Genomic DNA, 16,622 nt, shown 5'->3' with positions numbered 1-16,622 from the left:
GTGACAAAATAGCGCTTTTGCCAGGAGCGTAGGGCGGCTATGCAGGATCGCAATTTCGACGATATCGCCGAGAAATTCTCGCGCAACATTTACGGCACGACAAAAGGTCTGCTGCGTCAGGCGATCCTGTGGCAGGATCTTGATATATTACTGGCAGAAATGAATGACGGTCCGCTGCACGTGCTTGACGCGGGCGGCGGCGAGGGGCAAACGGCGATCCGCATGGCGCAGCTTGGCCATCATGTGACCCTCTGCGATGTGTCGCAGGAGATGCTTAAACGCGCGCAGGTCGCGGCGGAAGAGAAAGGCGTCAGCGGTAACATGCATTTTGTACACTGCCCGGTTCAGGATATTGCTCAACATTTGGCATCGCCGGTTGATCTGATATTGTTCCATGCGGTTCTTGAATGGGTCGCCGATCCCGTCGCCGTGCTGCAAAAATTGTGGTCGGTATTAAGGTCGGGCGGTGCGCTGTCGCTGATGTTTTACAATGCTGACGGCCTGCTGATGCATAACATGGTGGCAGGAAACTTTGACTATGTGCAGGTGGGGATGCCGAAGCGGAAGAAGCGTACGCTCTCCCCGGATTACCCGCGTGCGCCCGCCGAGGTTTATCGCTGGCTTGAGCAGATTGGCTGGCATATCACCGGCAAAACCGGCGTGCGTGTTTTCCATGACTATCTGCGCGACAAAACTCAGCAGCAGCGCAGTTTCGAGATGCTGCTGGAGCTGGAGACCCGCTACTGCCGGCAGGAACCCTATATTAGCCTCGGCCGTTATATCCACGTGACAGCCCGTAAGCCGCAAATCGATGGAAGGACAAACGATGAGTGAATTTTCCCAGACAGTCCCCGAACTGGTTGCCTGGGCCAGGAAAAATGATTTCTCCATCTCGCTGCCGGTCGACAGGCTCTCCTTTTTGCTGGCTGTCGCCACCCTTAACGGCGAGCGTCTTGATGGCGAAATGAGTGAAGGCGAGCTGGTTGACGCCTTTCGTCATGTGAGTGAAGCGTTTGAGCAAACCAGCGAAACCGTTAATCAGCGCGCGAACAACGCGATTAACGATATGGTGCGCCAGCGTTTGTTGAACCGCTTTACCAGCGAGCAGGCAGAGGGCAACGCCATCTACCGCCTGACGCCGCTGGGCATCGGTATTACCGATTACTATATTCGCCAGCGCGAATTCTCCACGCTGCGCCTCTCGATGCAGCTCTCTATTGTGGCGGCCGAGTTGAAGCGGGCTGCCGATGCAGCAGAAGAGGGCGGAGATGAGTTTCACTGGCACCGGAACGTGTTTGCGCCGCTGAAATACTCTGTTGCAGAGATTTTCGACAGTATCGATCTCACCCAGCGCATCATGGATGAGCAGCAGCAGCAGGTGAAAGATGATATCGCCCAGTTGCTGAATAAGGACTGGCGCGCCGCCATCTCCAGCTGTGAGCTACTGCTCTCTGAAACCTCCGGTACGCTGCGCGAACTGCAGGATACGCTCGAAGCGGCAGGCGATAAGTTGCAAACCAACTTGTTGAGCATCCAGGAAGCGACGATGGGGCGCGACGATCTCGAGTTCCTCGATCAACTGGTCTTTAACCTGCAAAGCAAGCTCGACCGTATTGTCAGCTGGGGGCAGCAGTCCATCGACCTGTGGATCGGTTATGACCGCCACGTGCATAAATTTATCCGTACCGCCATCGATATGGATAAAAACCGCGTCTTCGCCCAGCGTTTGCGCCAGTCGGTGCAGAGCTATTTCGACGCGCCGTGGGCGTTAACCCACGCCAGCGCCGACCGCTTGCTGGATATGCGCGATGAAGAGATGGCGCTGCGCGACGAAGAGGTGACCGGTGAGCTGCCGACGGAGATGGAGTTCGAAGAATTTAACGAAATTCGCGAACAGCTCGCGGCGCTGATCGAACAGCAGCTGGCTATCTATAAAACCAAAGGTGTGCCGCTCGATCTCGGCCTTGTGGCCCGCGAGTATCTGGCGCAATACCCGCGCGCGCGTCATTTTGACATCGCGCGCATCGTAGTTGATCAGGCGGTACGCCTCGGCGTAGCGCAAGCAGATTTCACCGGCCTGCCGCCGAAATGGCAGCCGATTAATGATTACGGAGCCAAGGTACAGGCGCATGTCATCGACAAATATTGAACAAGTGATGCCGGTTAAACTGGCACAAGCGTTGGCAAACCCGCTGTTTCCGGCGCTGGATAGCGCACTGCGCTCAGGGCGGCATATTGGCCTCGACGAGCTGGATAATCACGCCTTTTTGATGGATTTCCAGGAGTATCTCGAGGAGTTCTACGCCCGTTATAACGTAGAGCTGATTCGCGCGCCGGAAGGTTTCTTCTATCTGCGCCCGCGCTCCACCACCCTGATCCCGCGCTCGGTGCTCTCTGAGCTGGATATGATGGTTGGCAAAATTCTGTGCTACCTCTATCTCAGCCCGGAGCGTCTGGCTAACGAGGGGATTTTTACCCAGCAGGAGCTCTATGACGAGCTGCTGTCGCTGGCGGATGAAAACAAGCTGTTGAAGCTGGTGAACAACCGTTCAACCGGCTCCGATCTCGACCGTCAGAAGCTGCAGGAAAAGGTGCGCTCTTCCCTCAACCGTCTGCGCCGTCTCGGCATGATCTGGTTTATGGGCAATGACAGCAGCAAGTTCCGCATCACCGAATCGGTGTTCCGCTTCGGGGCCGATGTGCGTTCGGGTGACGATGCGCGTGAAGCGCAGCTGCGCATGATCCGCGACGGTGAAGCGATGCCTGTGGAAAATCACCTGCAGCTCAATGATGAGCCTGAAGAGAACCAGCCGGACAGCTCGGAGGATGAGTAATGATTGATCGCGGTAAATTTCGTTCGCTTACGCTGATTAACTGGAACGGCTTTTTTGCCCGCACCTTTGATCTCGACGAGCTGGTTACCACCCTGTCAGGCGGTAACGGAGCCGGGAAATCGACCACCATGGCGGCGTTTGTCACGGCGCTGATCCCGGATCTGACGCTGCTGCACTTCCGTAACACCACCGAAGCGGGCGCGACGTCCGGCTCACGCGACAAGGGTCTGCACGGCAAACTGAAAGCCGGCGTCTGTTATTCGGTGCTGGATGTGATCAACTCCCGCAACCAGCGCGTGCTGGTTGGCGTGCGTTTGCAGCAGGTCGCCGGTCGCGATCGCAAAGTGGATATCAAACCTTTTGCCATTCAGGGCTTACCGACCGCTGTGCTGCCAACGCAACTGCTGACGGAAACCCTCAATGAGCGCCAGGCGCGTGTTTTGACGCTGCAGGAAGTAAAAGATAAGCTCGACGCGATGGAAGGGGTGCAGTTTAAGCAGTTCAACTCCATCACTGATTACCACTCGCTGATGTTTGATCTGGGGATCGTGGCGCGTCGCCTGCGCTCCGCCTCCGATCGCAGCAAGTTCTACCGCCTGATTGAAGCCTCGCTCTACGGCGGGATCTCCAGCGCCATTACGCGCTCCCTGCGCGACTACCTGCTGCCGGAAAACAGCGGCGTGCGTAAAGCGTTTCAGGATATGGAAGCGGCGCTGCGCGAAAACCGCATGACGCTGGAGGCGATCCGCGTTACCCAGTCCGATCGCGATCTGTTTAAACACCTGATCAGCGAAGCCACCGATTACGTGGCGGCAGACTATATGCGCCACGCCAACGAGCGCCGGGTGCATCTGGATAAAGCGCTGGAGTATCGCCGCGATCTCTTTACCTCGCGCAAGCAGCTGGCCGCCGAGCAGTATAAGCATGTAGATATGGCGCGCGAGCTGGCGGAACATAGCGGTGCGGAAGGGGATCTGGAGGCTGATTACCAGGCCGCCAGCGATCACCTGAACCTCGTGCAGACCGCGCTGCGTCAGCAGGAGAAAATTGAGCGCTACGAAGCCGATCTGGAAGAGTTGCAGATCCGCCTCGAAGAGCAGCAGGAAGTGGTGGCGGAAGCCGCCGAACGCCAGGAAGATAACGAAGCCCGTGCCGAAGCGGCTGAGCTGGAAGTGGATGAGCTGAAAAACCAGCTTGCGGACTACCAGCAGGCGCTGGACGTTCAGCAAACCCGCGCGATCCAGTACAACCAGGCTCTGCAGGCGCTGGAGCGGGCAAAAACGCTCTGCCATCTGCCGGATCTGACCATTGAGAGCGCCGATGAGTGGCTCGAGACCTTCCAGGCGAAAGAGCAGGAAGCAACCGAGAAACTGCTGTCACTGGACCAAAAAATCAGCGTCGCGCAAACGGCGCACAGCCAGTTTGAGCAGGCCTATCAGCTGGTGGCCGCCATTAATGGCCCGCTGGCGCGTAATGAAGCCTGGAGCGTGGCGCGTGAATTACTGCGCGATGCGGTTAACCAGCGCCATCTGGCGGAGCAGGTTCAGCCGCTGCGCATGCGCCTGACGGAGCTGGAGCAGCGCCTGCGCGAGCAGCAGGACGCCGAGCGCCTGTTGGCGGAGTTCTGCAAACGCCAGGGCAAACAGATTGATGCCGATGAGCTGGAAGCGCTGCATCAGCAGCTGGAAGCGCAGATTGCCGCGCTCTCAGATAACGTTTCTGCCGCCGGTGAGCAGCGTATGGCGCTGCGTCAGGAGCTGGAGCAGTTACAGTCGCGCATTCAGACCCTCACCAAACGCGCGCCGGTCTGGCTGGCGGCGCAGAACAGCCTGTCGCAGCTGTGTGAACAGAGCGGCGAGCAGTTTGAGTCGGGCCAGGACGTTACCGAGTATCTGCAACAGCTGCTGGAGCGCGAGCGCGAAGCTATCGTTGAGCGCGATGAGATCGGCGCGCGTAAACGTGCGGTCGATGATGAGATTGAGCGTTTAAGCCAGCCGGGCGGTGCGGAAGATCAGCGCCTCAATGCGCTGGCCGAACGCTTTGGCGGCGTTCTGCTCTCGGAAATCTATGATGACGTTAGCCTCGAAGATGCCCCTTACTACTCGGCGCTGTATGGCCCGTCACGCCACGCTATCGTGGTGCCGGATCTCTCGCTGGTCGCCGGAATGCTCGAAGGGCTGGAGGATTGCCCGGAAGATCTCTATCTGATCGAAGGGGATCCGCAATCCTTCGATGACAGCGTCTTCAGCGTGGATGAGCTGGAAAAAGCGGTAGTGGTGAAAATCGCCGACCGCCAGTGGCGCTACTCCCGCTTCCCGACGCTGCCGATCTTTGGCCGTGCCGCGCGTGAAAGCCGGATTGAAAGCCTGCATGCCGAGCGGGAAACGCTGGCGGAACGTTTCGCCACTCTGTCGTTTGACGTGCAGAAAACCCAGCGCCTGCATCAGGCCTTCAGCCGCTTTATCGGCAGCCATATTGGCGTGGCGTTTGACGACGATCCGGAAGCGGAGATCCGCAGCCTCAACAGCCGCCGTGGCGAGCTTGAGCGTGCGATCAGCAATCATGAAAATGATAACCAGCAGAATCGCGTTCAGTTCGAGCAGGCGAAAGAGGGCGTAGCCCAGCTTAACCGCCTGCTACCGCGCCTGAGCCTGCTGGCGGATGAGACCCTCGCCGATCGCGTCGATGAGATCCAGGAGCGGCTGGATGAAGCGCAGGAAGCCGCGCGCTTTATTCAGCAGTTCGGCAATCAGCTGGCGAAGCTCGAGCCAATGGTCTCCGTGTTGCAGAGCGATCCGGAGCAGTTTGAACAGCTTAAAGCTGACTACGCCGCGTCGCAGCAGGTGCAGCGTGATGCGCGCCAGCAGGCCTTCGCGCTGGCGGAAGTGGTTCAGCGCCGGGCGCACTTCAGCTACTCCGACTCCGCCGAGATGTTTAACGGCAATAACGATCTCAACGAGAAGCTGCGCCAGCGCCTGGAGCAGGCTGAAGCGGAGCGTACCCGTGCGCGCGAAGCGATGCGCAGCCATGCCGCGCAGTACGGCCAGTACAACCAGGTGCTCGCCTCGCTGAAGAGTTCGTTTGATACCAAAAAAGAGCTGCTTAATGACCTGCAAAAAGAGCTGCAGGATATCGGAGTGCGTGCCGACAGCGGGGCAGAGGAGCGCGCGCGTCAGCGTCGTGACGAACTGCATGCCCAGCTCTCCGGCAACCGCTCGCGCCGTAATCAGCTGGAAAAAGCGCTCACCTTCTGTGAAGCCGAGATGGATAACCTGACACGCAAGTTACGCCGTCTGGAGCGCGATTATCACGAAATGCGTGAGCAGGTGGTGAGTGCGAAAGCGGGCTGGTGCGCGGTGATGCGTATGGTGAAAGATAACGGCGTTGAGCGTCGTCTCCACCGTCGCGAGCTGGCCTACCTCTCTGCGGACGAACTGCGATCCATGTCGGATAAGGCCCTTGGTGCGCTGCGCCTGGCGGTGTCGGATAATGAACACCTGCGCGATGTGCTGCGCATGTCGGAAGATCCAAAACGTCCGGAGCGTAAAATCCAGTTCTTTGTCGCGGTCTACCAGCATCTGCGCGAACGTATCCGTCAGGATATTATTCGCACCGACGATCCGGTCGAAGCGATTGAGCAGATGGAGATTGAGCTGAGCCGCCTGACGGAAGAGCTCACCTCCCGCGAGCAGAAGCTGGCGATCAGCTCCCGCAGCGTGGCGAATATTATTCGCAAAACCATTCAGCGTGAGCAGAACCGTATCCGCATGCTCAACCAGGGCTTGCAGAGCGTCTCGTTCGGCCAGGTCAACAGCGTGCGCTTAAATGTGAACGTGCGGGAGACCCACGCCACGCTGCTGAATGTGCTTTCAGAGCAGCACGAGCAGCATCAGGATCTGTTTAACAGCAGCCGCCTGACCTTCTCGGAAGCGCTGGCGAAGCTCTATCAGCGCCTCAACCCGCAAATCGATATGGGCCAGCGTACGCCGCAGACCATTGGCGAAGAGCTGCTCGACTACCGCAACTATCTGGAGATGGAAGTGGAAGTTAACCGTGGCTCCGACGGCTGGCTGCGCGCCGAGTCGGGCGCGCTGTCGACCGGGGAAGCGATCGGTACCGGGATGTCCATTCTGGTGATGGTGGTACAGAGCTGGGAAGATGAGGCCCGCCGCCTGCGCGGCAAGGATATCTCGCCGTGTCGCCTGCTGTTCCTTGATGAAGCGGCACGTCTTGATGCCCGCTCTATCGCCACTCTGTTCGAGCTGTGTGAGCGTCTGGAGATGCAGCTGATTATCGCCGCGCCGGAGAACATCAGCCCGGAGAAAGGCACCACCTACAAGCTGGTGCGTAAAGTGGTGCAGAATCAGGAACATGTGCATGTTGTCGGCCTGCGTGGCTTTGCTCCGCAGTTGCCGGAAACGCTCCCGGGGACGGCGGACGTTTCCTAATCGCAGCACAATATAAAAAGAGCGGCCTCAGTGCCGCTCTTTTTGTTTTCTGAAAAAGATTGCCAGTCGGCGTTTAATCTTTAAACTTCTTTACAGTAGGGCAGACAAATGTTTTTTTGTCTTTATATACTGAGAAAAAGGTGACATTTAGTCACATGCAAGGTGAGAACAGGGGGCAGGGATGTTGCTTTTGAAGTCGTATGGTCGTCGAATGTCGGCGTTGAGTTTGTGCCTGGCATTCGCATTTGCTCCGCTGTTTAATGCGCAGGCCGATGAGCCTGAAGTTGTACCGGTTGATACCTCGGCGACGCCGGGCGATCAACCCACCCTATTACCGCAGCCGCTGGAGCAATCTCCGGCGACGGCGATGATGATCGGTGTGAAACCCTATCCGAACGGTGTCTCGGTTGCCGATGTGCGGTCACAGCTGCAATCTCAGCTGCCGGCAAACTGGACGCCGGTCTATATGGATCAGCTCGCGGCGCTCTATGCCGCACGCGGCCAGAAGCCGATGTGGGAGAACCGCGAAGCGGTTCAGGCTTTCCAGCAGCAGCTGGCAGAAGTGGCGATTGGCGGCTTTCAGCCGCAATTTACCACCTGGGTCGAACTGCTGACCAACCCCGATGTGACCGGCATGGCGCGGGATGTTGTACTCTCCGATGCGATGATGGGCTACCTGCAGTTTGTGGCCGGTATCCAGGCGAAGGGCCAGCGCTGGCTCTATAGCGATAAACCTTATACGCTCGCGACGCCCGCTATTTCGGTGATCAACCAGTGGCAATCTGCGCTTGATAACGGCTCCCTGCCTGCTTTTATTGCCACGCTGGCACCGCATCACCCGCAATATGCGGCGATGCATCAATCCTTGCTGACGCTGGTGGCAGATTCGCGCCCGTGGCCGGAGATGACCGGTACAGCGTCATTGCGCCCGGGACAGTGGAGTAATGACGTTCCGGCGCTGCGTGAGATCCTGCAGCGCAACGGCATGCTGGAGAGCGGCGCGGAGATTGCGCTGCCGGATGGCAATAGCGCGGTCAGCACGTCAGCAGAGCCGGCCCCTAAGAAAAAGCCCGCCGCGCGAGAGGCTTATGACCGCACGCTGGTTGAGGCGGTAAAACGTTTTCAGGCCTGGCAGGGTTTGCATGCTGATGGCGTGATCGGTAAAAGCACGCGCGACTGGCTGAACGTCACGCCTGCGCAGCGCGCCGGTCTGCTGGCGCTTAATATTCAGCGTCTGCGCTTGCTGCCCTCGACGCTTTCGACCGGCATTATGGTTAACATTCCGGAGTATTCGCTGGTCTACTACCTCAACGGCAATGAAGTGCTGTCGTCGAGAGTGATTGTCGGTCGCCCGGATCGCAAAACGCCGATGATGAGCAGCGCGCTTAACAACGTTGTGGTTAACCCACCGTGGAACGTGCCGCCGACGCTGGCGCGCAAAGATATCCTGCCGAAGCTGTGGAACGATCCCACCTACCTTGAGCGCCACGGTTACACCGTGCTGCGCGGCTGGAACAGCAAAGAGCCGATCGATCCCACAATGGTCGACTGGGCGACGATTACACCATCCAACTTGCCTTTCCGTTTCCAGCAGGCGCCAGGCGTGACCAACTCGCTTGGGCGTTATAAGTTCAATATGCCGAGTTCTGACGCGATTTACCTGCATGACACGCCGAACCACGCTCTGTTCCAGAAACAGGCCCGTGCGCTCAGCTCCGGCTGCGTGAGGGTGAATAAATCCTCTGAGCTTGCCAATATGCTATTGCAGGATGCGGGCTGGAGCGATACGCGTATTTCGGATGCGTTAAAGCAGGGCGATACGCGCTACGTGAATATTCGCCACGATATTCCGGTCAATCTTTATTATTTGACCGCGTTTGTTGGCGCGGATGGACGCACGCAATACCGCACAGATATTTACAATTATGATCTGACGGCACGCACCGGTGCGCTTGTTCTGGCGAAAGCTGAAAAATTAATCAGGTAAATGAAGCAGTTTGCGATTTTCCGTTGTCATAGTGACAGGCAATTCCCGGGTAGTTCAGGCTACAGAGCCCGGGATTGCTGGGGAGAGGCCGCCTTGACGCGGCGTTTGATGCCCGGTAAGGTGCCTCTCGTGCGCTAAAGCAGTGCATAAAAATCGTTCAATGCACTTTTTCTGTAGATCTGATTATCATGGATAAATTTGACGCTAATCGCCGCAAATTGCTGGCGTTGGGTGGTGCTACACTCGGTGTTGCTCTGCTGCCCACCTCCGCTTTTGCGACGCTCTCCACGCCGCGCCCGCGTATTTTGAGATTGAATAATCTTAATACCGGGGAGTCTATTAAAGCTGAGTTCTTTGATGGTAGAGGCTATATTCAGGATGAATTAGCAAAACTCAACCATTTCTTCCGTGATTACCGCGCAAATAAAATTACGCACATGGATCCTCAGCTATTTGATCACCTGTTCCGCCTGCAAGGCCTGTTAGGCACGAATAAACCTGTTCAACTCATCTCCGGTTATCGCTCTGTTGATACCAATAATGAGCTGCGTGCTCATAGCCGCGGTGTGGCGAAAAAAAGCTATCACACCAAAGGCCAGGCGATGGATTTCCATATTGAAGGGATTTCCCTGAGTAATATTCGCAAAGCTGCGTTATCTCTGCGCGCGGGTGGTGTAGGATACTACCCCAAAAGCAATTTTGTGCATATTGACACCGGGCCGGTAAGGCACTGGTAAAACTCAGTCTGAGCTACAGGAGCAGTATGAACTATCGTATTATTCCGGTTACCGCGTTCTCCCAGAATTGTTCGCTAATCTGGTGTGAACAGACGCAAGTCGCTGCCGTGGTTGATCCCGGTGGCGACGCAGAGCGCATTATTCAGGAAGTGGATGCGTGTGGTGTGACGGTGACGCAAATCCTGCTGACGCATGGTCATCTCGATCATGTTGGCGCGGCGGCGGAACTGGCGCAGCATTATGGTGTGCCGATTATCGGCCCGGAAAAAGAAGATGAGTTCTGGCTACAGGGATTACCGGCGCAGAGCCGCATGTTTGGCCTCGAAGATTGCCAGCCGCTGACGCCCGATCGTTGGTTAAATGAAGGCGACAGCGTAGCCGTAGGCAATATCAGCCTGCAGGTGCTGCACTGTCCGGGACATACACCGGGGCATATCGTCTTTTTTGACGCGCAGTCACGTTTGCTGATCTCGGGCGACGTGGTCTTTAAAGGCGGCGTAGGACGCAGCGATTTCCCGAAAGGGGATCATGCGCAACTGATTCACTCCATCAAGCATAAGCTGTTGCCGCTTGGTGATGACGTGACCTTTATTCCGGGTCACGGGCCACTCTCGACATTGGGGAATGAGCGGTTGCACAACCCGTTCCTGCAGGATGAACAACCGGTGTGGTAAACAAAAAAGGGTCGCGTAAGCGACCCTTTTTACTTCCTGCGTCTTGCTTACAGGACGGCGACAATCGCCTCGCACAGCGGTGCCATATTATCTGGCGTCATGCCGGCGACGTTGATACGCCCGGAAGCCACGGCATAGATGCCGAACTCTTCACGAAGGCGCAGCACCTGCTCTTTGGTCAGTCCGCTGAATGAGAACATGCCATTCTGGCGAGTGATAAAGCTAAAGTCGCGGTTCGCGCCTTTCTCCTGCAGCGTATTCACAAACAGCAGACGCATACGCTGAATGCGCTGGCGCATGTCGGTCAGCTCCTGCTCCCAGATCGCACGCAGGGCAGTGTTGCTGAGGATGGTTGCAACCACTGACGCGCCGTGGGCTGGCGGGTTGGAGTAGTTCGCGCGGATCACTGATTTCATCTGGCTGAATGCGCGATCGGCAGTATCTGCATCGGCGCAGACCAGCGTACAGGCACCTACACGCTCGTTGTAGAGGCCGAAGTTTTTCGAGTAGGAACTGGCGACCAGCAGCTCTTTATGCAGCGCAGCGAAGGCTCGCAGCCCCTCAGCATCCTCTTCCAGACCGCGAGCGAAACCCTGATAGGCGAAGTCGAACAGCGGCAGCCATCCTTTCTCTACAGAGCGCTTCGCCAGCGTCTCCCACTGCTCCAGCGTCGGATCAATACCGGTCGGGTTGTGGCAGCAGCCGTGGAACAGCACCACGTCACCCGCCTGCGCCTGCTCGAGGCTGGCCAGCAGGCCTTCAAAATCGAGGGTATGGTTCTGTGCATCGTAGTAAGCGTATTCACACACTTCCAGGCCAGCAGAGTTGAACACGCCTTTATGGTTCGGCCAGCTCGGGTTGCTGACCCAGACGCGTTTTACGCTGGTGTTTTTAGCGAGGAAATCTGCGGCAACGCGCAGACCGCCGGTGCCGCCTGGGGTTTGTGCCGTCCGTGCGCGTTTGTCATTGATAATGGCGCTGCCTTTGCCGAAGAGTAACTCCTGGGTGCAGCGGCCAAATTCTGGAATGCCGTCGATGCCGAGGTAGTTTTTGGTGGCTTCGTTTTCCAGCAGATAGAGCTCTGCTTTCTTCACGCTGGTCAGCACCGGCGTCTTACCGGTTTCATCTTTATAGACACCGATGCCTAAGTTAATTTTGTGCGGGCGTTCATCGGCGCGAAACAGATCGGCCAGGCCCAGAATAGGGTCGGCAGGGGCAGCGGTAATATTCTCAAACATGACGAGGTTCCATTTTGATGACAGAAGGGAATTCCGTTATCAGGTTAACGGCTGGCAGGGGAATTGCCAACCGTTTGCAATAAAAAGCGCGACGCTTTTCAAAAGTCGTCGCGCTTTTTGCCGCAGGCATAAAAAAACAGGGCCGAAGCCCTGTTTTAAATGCCTATAACAGTCGAGGGTGACTGATTAGAACTGGTAAACGATACCAACAGCTACGGTGTCGTCAGAACCTACGCCCAGTTTGTTGTCTTTATCAATCTGGTTGATAGCGTAGTCAACATAGGTGGACATGTTTTTGTTGAAGTAGTATGTCGCGCCAACTTCGATGTAGTTGAGGTAATCTTCGCTACCTACGCCTGCAACGTCTTTCGCTTTAGATTTGTAGTAAGCGATGGACGGACGCAGACCGAAATCGAACTGGTACTGTGCAACAATAGAGAAGTCCTGAGTTTTGTTCAGCAGACCAGTAACTTCATTAGTAGTGCCCGGAAGAGTAGTAGTCAGGCGCTGTGCGTTGCGGGTTTCGCCATAGAGTGCAGCCAGGTAGATGTTGTTCGCGTCATATTTCAGACCAGTCGCCCACTGCTCAGCTTTATCCCCGGATGTACCGTAGATGGTAGAAGTTTGCTGAGCATTAGTGCGGTCTGCTGCGCCGTACGCACCGACAATGCCGAAGCCGTCGAAGTCGTAGCTCAGAGAGGTTGCCCAACCGTCGCCATTAGCAAATCCGATATCAGAACGTTCGTTTTTGCCCAGGTACTGTACGCCGAAGTTCAGGCCATCAACCAGGCCGAAGAAGTTGCTGTTACGGTAAGTTGCCAGACCGCCAGTACGACCCGTGAAGAAGTTGTCGCTGTTGCTGGTGTCGCCACCGAATTCCGGCAGCATATCGGTTACGCCGATTGCGTCATAAACCAGGCCGTAGTTACGACCATAGTCGAAAGAACCTGCATCGCCGAATTTCAGACCTGCAAACGCCAGACGGGTTTTGTTACCCTTCTGAACATCGCTACCGCCTTCAGAGTTGTTACCCTGGAAGTTATATTCCCACTGGCCGTAACCGGTCAGTTGGTCGTTAATTTTGGTTTCGCCTTTGAAGCCCAGACGAGCGTAAGTTTTGTCACCGTTAGGGCCATAGCCCTTAGCGCCATTGTCTTTGGTGAAGTAGTGCAGACCAACTGCTTTACCGTAGATATCAACTTTGTTGCCATCTTTGTTATAGATCTCAGCAGCGTTAGCTGCACCCGCTACGAGCAGGGCAGGGATAACCACTGCCAGGATATTGCGCTTCATCATTATTTATTACCCTCATTGGTTTTTTTTGGACACCTGCCACTGCCGCCGTGTAAATCCGTCAAAAAAAATTTACGGAACTACAGATGAGAGTTTGGTGTCTTTCTGTGTCTGAGAGGCATCTTTCCAAACAAGTAAGCGTTTCGCTAGCCTGAAAGTGCTACAAATGTCTTAAAGAAGTAACAAGAAGAAATATTGTGTAATAATTTGTGAATTTGACGGAACTTTGTGAACCATCTCTAAATTCCGCAGTTGCCGCGTAAAAAAACAGCTTCACCATTCCTATTTATATGAATTACTTATGTTTAATTAAATAAAGGCATACCTTATGCACAAAAGTGGCAGATAAGGGTTTTTCTTATATTTGTGTTTGGACGTCCAGATAGCTGTGCTGATTTTAACCAAATGTGCTAATCATTCGAATGAAACACTTTGAGATATTCACGTCCGTGATTTTTGTTGCGAAGCAATTCAGGCGTAAAAAAACGCAAAGAAACGTATAAAGGGCGATTTATCAGGCGGGGTAAAGTGTGACCGCGTTAACAAAAGTTGACAGCAGATAATAAAAAGGCCAGCAAATATGCTGGCCTTGTTTGACATTGACGCAATCAGAAGGTTGCGTTGCGCGGCGTACGCGGGAACGGGATAACATCGCGGACGTTCTGCACGCCGGTAACATAGGCGATCAAACGCTCAAAGCCGAGACCAAAACCGGCATGCGGTACGGTGCCGTAGCGGCGCAGATCGCGATACCACCAGTAGTCCTCTTTATTGAGCCCCATTTCAGCCATACGCGCGTCCAGCACGTCGAGACGCTCTTCACGCTGCGATCCGCCGATGATTTCGCCGATGCCCGGTGCCAGCACGTCCATCGCCGCCACGGTTTTACCGTCATCATTAAGGCGCATATAGAACGCTTTAATCTCTTTCGGGTAGTTTTTAACGACAACTGGCGCTTTGAAGTGCTTCTCAGCCAGATAGCGCTCGTGTTCGGAGGCGAGATCGACTCCCCAGTAGACCGGGTTTTCGAACTTCTCACCGCACTTCTCAAGGATCGCCACCGCATCGGTGTAATCGACCTGCGCGAAGTCAGCCGCGATAAAGCGCTCCAGACGACCGATAGCATCTTTATCGACGCGCTCGGCGAAGAACTGCAGATCGTCCAGACGCTCTTCCAGCACCGCTTTAAAGGCGTATTTCAGCATCGCTTCTGCCAGACGGGCGTTATCGTCGAGGTTCGCGAAGGCGATCTCCGGCTCCAGCATCCAGAACTCAGCCAGGTGGCGGCTGGTGTTGGAGTTTTCCGCGCGGAAAGTCGGGCCAAAGGTATAAACCTTTGAGAGCGCGCAGGCATAAGTCTCTGCGTTCAGCTGACCGGAAACCGTCAGGAACGCCTCTTTGCCAAAGAAGTCTTTGTCGTAATCAACTTTGCCTTCGGCGTTACGCGGCAGGTTTTCCATATCCAGCGTCGAGACGCGGAACATTTCGCCTGCACCTTCAGTATCAGAGGCGGTGATCAGCGGAGAAGAGACCCAGAAGAAGCCCTGCTCGTCGAAGAAACGGTGCAGCGCCTGCGCCAGCGTATGACGAACGCGCGCGACGGCACCGATCAGGTTAGTGCGCGGGCGCAGATGTGCCACTTCACGCAGGTATTCGATGCTGTGACGTTTTGCCGCCATCGGGTAGGTGTCCGGATCTTCAACCCAGCCGGTCACTTCCACGGATGTTGCTTGGATCTCCAGGCTCTGGCCTTCGCCCGGCGAGGCCACAACTTTGCCGGTAACCACAACCGAGCAACCGGTGGTCAGATGCAAAACGTCATCATTGTAATTGGGCAGAGAATTATTAATAACGGCCTGTACAGGATTAAAGCAGGAGCCGTCATAAACGGCGAGGAAGGAGATACCAGCTTTAGAATCTCGGCGGGTGCGCACCCATCCGCGAACCGTCACTTCACTGTCAACGGCAACGCGACCATGGAATACGTCGGCTACAGGCACAACGCTCATAATATTCTCTCTATTAATAGTCGGAAAAAATAAACACTTGTCCACCCGAAATGGGCGGGATCACCTATGTTACCTGGCGAGCGCCATCAGACAAGCAGAATTCGCAGCCAGCATTAATAATTTGTCATGAAAAAAGGGAGCCGACTGGCTCCCTGATGATTAACTCGCCTTTCGCACCTGCGGCAGGTCGAAGGCCTCGCGCAGCGCGCGGACGAACGCTTTGTCATGGCAAATCGTTTTGCCGGGGCTATCGGATAATTTCGCCACCGGTTTACCGTTACACTCCACCAGCTTAATCACGATATTGAGCGGCTTAACGCCCGGAATATCGCAGGTGAGGCGCGTACCGATGCCAAAGCCAAGCTGGATACGCGAGGCGAAATGGCGGTAGAGATCCAGTGCCTTATTGAGATCGAGGTTATCGGAGAAGACCAGCGTTTTCGACAGCGGATCGATACCGAGCTTTTCATAATGGGCAATCGCTTTCTCGCCCCACTCAGCGGGATCGCCAGAATCATGGCGCAGCCCCTGATAGCGGGTCGCGAACTCCGGGCCGAAATCGCGCAGGAAGGCATCCATGGTGATGCAGTCCGTCAGGGCGATACCCAGTTTATCCGGGTACTCAGCAAGCCAGGCAGCCAGCGCGGCACGCTGGCTGGTCGCCAGATCGGGGCTAATCTGCTGATGCGCCTGGAACCACTCATGGGCCTGCGTACCCATCGGCGTCAGCGACAGGCGACGGGCGAGATCGTAATTGCTGGTGCCAACGAACCACGGCTCCTGTTTAAGCCGCTCAACAATTGCTTGCTGGACGTCGGCAGAGAAGCGACGGCGGGTACCGAAATCCATCAGCCGGAAACCGGACATATCCATCGACGCGGTGCGCGCAGCGAAATCTGCCAGTTTACTCTCCAGATGCAGCAGGGCCTGCTGAACGCCCGCTTCAGGCGAGCGGCAGCGGTGCACCACTTCGCTAATCAACGCCAGCAGCGGCACTTCCCACATAATCACCTCGCGCCATGGGCCGGAGAGGCGAATCGAGAGCTTGCCATTATCGTTGCTGATAGTGACCTGCTGCGGATCGTAACGGAAGTTACGCAGCCAGGCGAGGTAGTCAGGTTTGAAGAAGGGCAGGCCGGAGAGCCAGAGGAATTCGTCATCCTGCAAGCGCAGATGGCGCATCGCATCGACCTGCTCGCGGATCGCGTCAGCGTAAATGCCCAGCAGATCGTCGCCGCGACAGCGAAATTCCGCCGAGACATGCACATCATAGTAGTGATGGAACACCGCTTGCTGCATGTGCAGTTTGTAGGCATCGGTATCCAGCAGCGTTTGCAGACCAGAAAAAGCGAGTTGAGTCATGGCGCGCAGTAGCATCCTCTTACAGGAGCGTTTAGTAGAT

General features: G+C 55.9%; 11 protein-coding genes. 7 read left to right on the top strand and 4 right to left on the bottom strand.

Features of this window, described 5'->3' with window-relative positions; genetic code table 11:
- Nucleotides 1-39: 39 nt before the first annotated feature.
- From cmoM to ABIC80_RS08865, 7 genes are all read left to right on the top strand, one after another.
- Nucleotides 40-834 (top strand): tRNA uridine 5-oxyacetic acid(34) methyltransferase CmoM, encoded by a 795-nt coding sequence (cmoM, locus tag ABIC80_RS08895; protein WP_305206303.1) that lies wholly within the window; start codon nucleotides 40-42, stop codon nucleotides 832-834.
- The gene (mukF, locus tag ABIC80_RS08890; RefSeq protein WP_094420332.1) at nucleotides 827-2,149 is read left to right on the top strand and encodes a chromosome partition protein MukF; all 1,323 of its coding nucleotides are present in this window, start codon (nucleotides 827-829) and stop codon (nucleotides 2,147-2,149) included. Before cmoM ends, mukF begins: the two co-directional genes overlap by 8 nt.
- A complete protein-coding gene (mukE, locus tag ABIC80_RS08885) occupies nucleotides 2,130-2,834 on the top strand; it encodes a chromosome partition protein MukE (RefSeq protein WP_023481680.1) in 705 nt (234 codons plus the stop codon). The genes mukF and mukE overlap by 20 nt, the downstream gene beginning before the upstream one ends.
- The gene (gene mukB / locus ABIC80_RS08880) at nucleotides 2,834-7,282 is read left to right on the top strand and encodes a chromosome partition protein MukB (RefSeq protein ID WP_200133981.1); all 4,449 of its coding nucleotides are present in this window, start codon (nucleotides 2,834-2,836) and stop codon (nucleotides 7,280-7,282) included. Before mukE ends, mukB begins: the two co-directional genes overlap by 1 nt.
- Before the next feature lie 181 nt (nucleotides 7,283-7,463).
- On the top strand, nucleotides 7,464-9,269 hold the full coding sequence (gene ldtD, locus ABIC80_RS08875) for a L,D-transpeptidase (protein WP_429176680.1): 1,806 nt from the start codon (nucleotides 7,464-7,466) through the stop codon (nucleotides 9,267-9,269).
- A 188-nt stretch (nucleotides 9,270-9,457) separates the two neighbouring features.
- A complete protein-coding gene (locus ABIC80_RS08870) occupies nucleotides 9,458-10,006 on the top strand; it encodes a YcbK family protein (protein WP_346439644.1) in 549 nt (182 codons plus the stop codon).
- Between the two features lie 26 nt (nucleotides 10,007-10,032).
- A complete protein-coding gene (locus ABIC80_RS08865; protein ID WP_023481588.1) occupies nucleotides 10,033-10,680 on the top strand; it encodes an MBL fold metallo-hydrolase in 648 nt (215 codons plus the stop codon).
- Nucleotides 10,681-10,727: 47 nt separating this feature from the next.
- On the opposite strand, the gene ABIC80_RS08860 is transcribed toward ABIC80_RS08865, so the two are convergent.
- The 4 genes from ABIC80_RS08860 to pncB all read right to left on the bottom strand — a co-directional run bounded on the left by ABIC80_RS08860 (nucleotide 10,728) and on the right by pncB (nucleotide 16,582).
- Nucleotides 10,728-11,918, bottom strand: coding sequence for an amino acid aminotransferase (locus ABIC80_RS08860; protein ID WP_054803099.1), 1,191 nt, complete (start codon nucleotides 11,916-11,918; stop codon nucleotides 10,728-10,730).
- A 186-nt stretch (nucleotides 11,919-12,104) separates the two neighbouring features.
- Nucleotides 12,105-13,214 carry a porin OmpF gene (gene ompF / locus ABIC80_RS08855; protein WP_429176677.1) on the bottom strand — a complete coding sequence of 370 codons (1,110 nt, stop codon included), beginning with the start codon at nucleotides 13,212-13,214 and terminating at the stop codon, nucleotides 12,105-12,107.
- Between the two features lie 605 nt (nucleotides 13,215-13,819).
- Complete coding sequence (asnS, locus tag ABIC80_RS08850; RefSeq protein ID WP_023481622.1) at nucleotides 13,820-15,220, bottom strand: asparagine--tRNA ligase; 1,401 nt, start codon at nucleotides 15,218-15,220, stop codon at nucleotides 13,820-13,822.
- Nucleotides 15,221-15,379: 159 nt separating this feature from the next.
- Nucleotides 15,380-16,582: a nicotinate phosphoribosyltransferase gene (gene pncB, locus ABIC80_RS08845; protein ID WP_076769641.1), complete on the bottom strand. Its 1,203-nt coding sequence runs from the start codon at nucleotides 16,580-16,582 to the stop codon at nucleotides 15,380-15,382.
- Between the last annotated feature and the right edge of the window lie 40 nt (nucleotides 16,583-16,622).

It is taken from the genome of Kosakonia sp. 1610, assembly GCF_050435845.1.
GTDB classification, from domain to species: Bacteria; Pseudomonadota; Gammaproteobacteria; order Enterobacterales; family Enterobacteriaceae; genus Kosakonia; species Kosakonia cowanii.
This window is presented reverse-complemented; position numbering and strand designations above follow the sequence as displayed.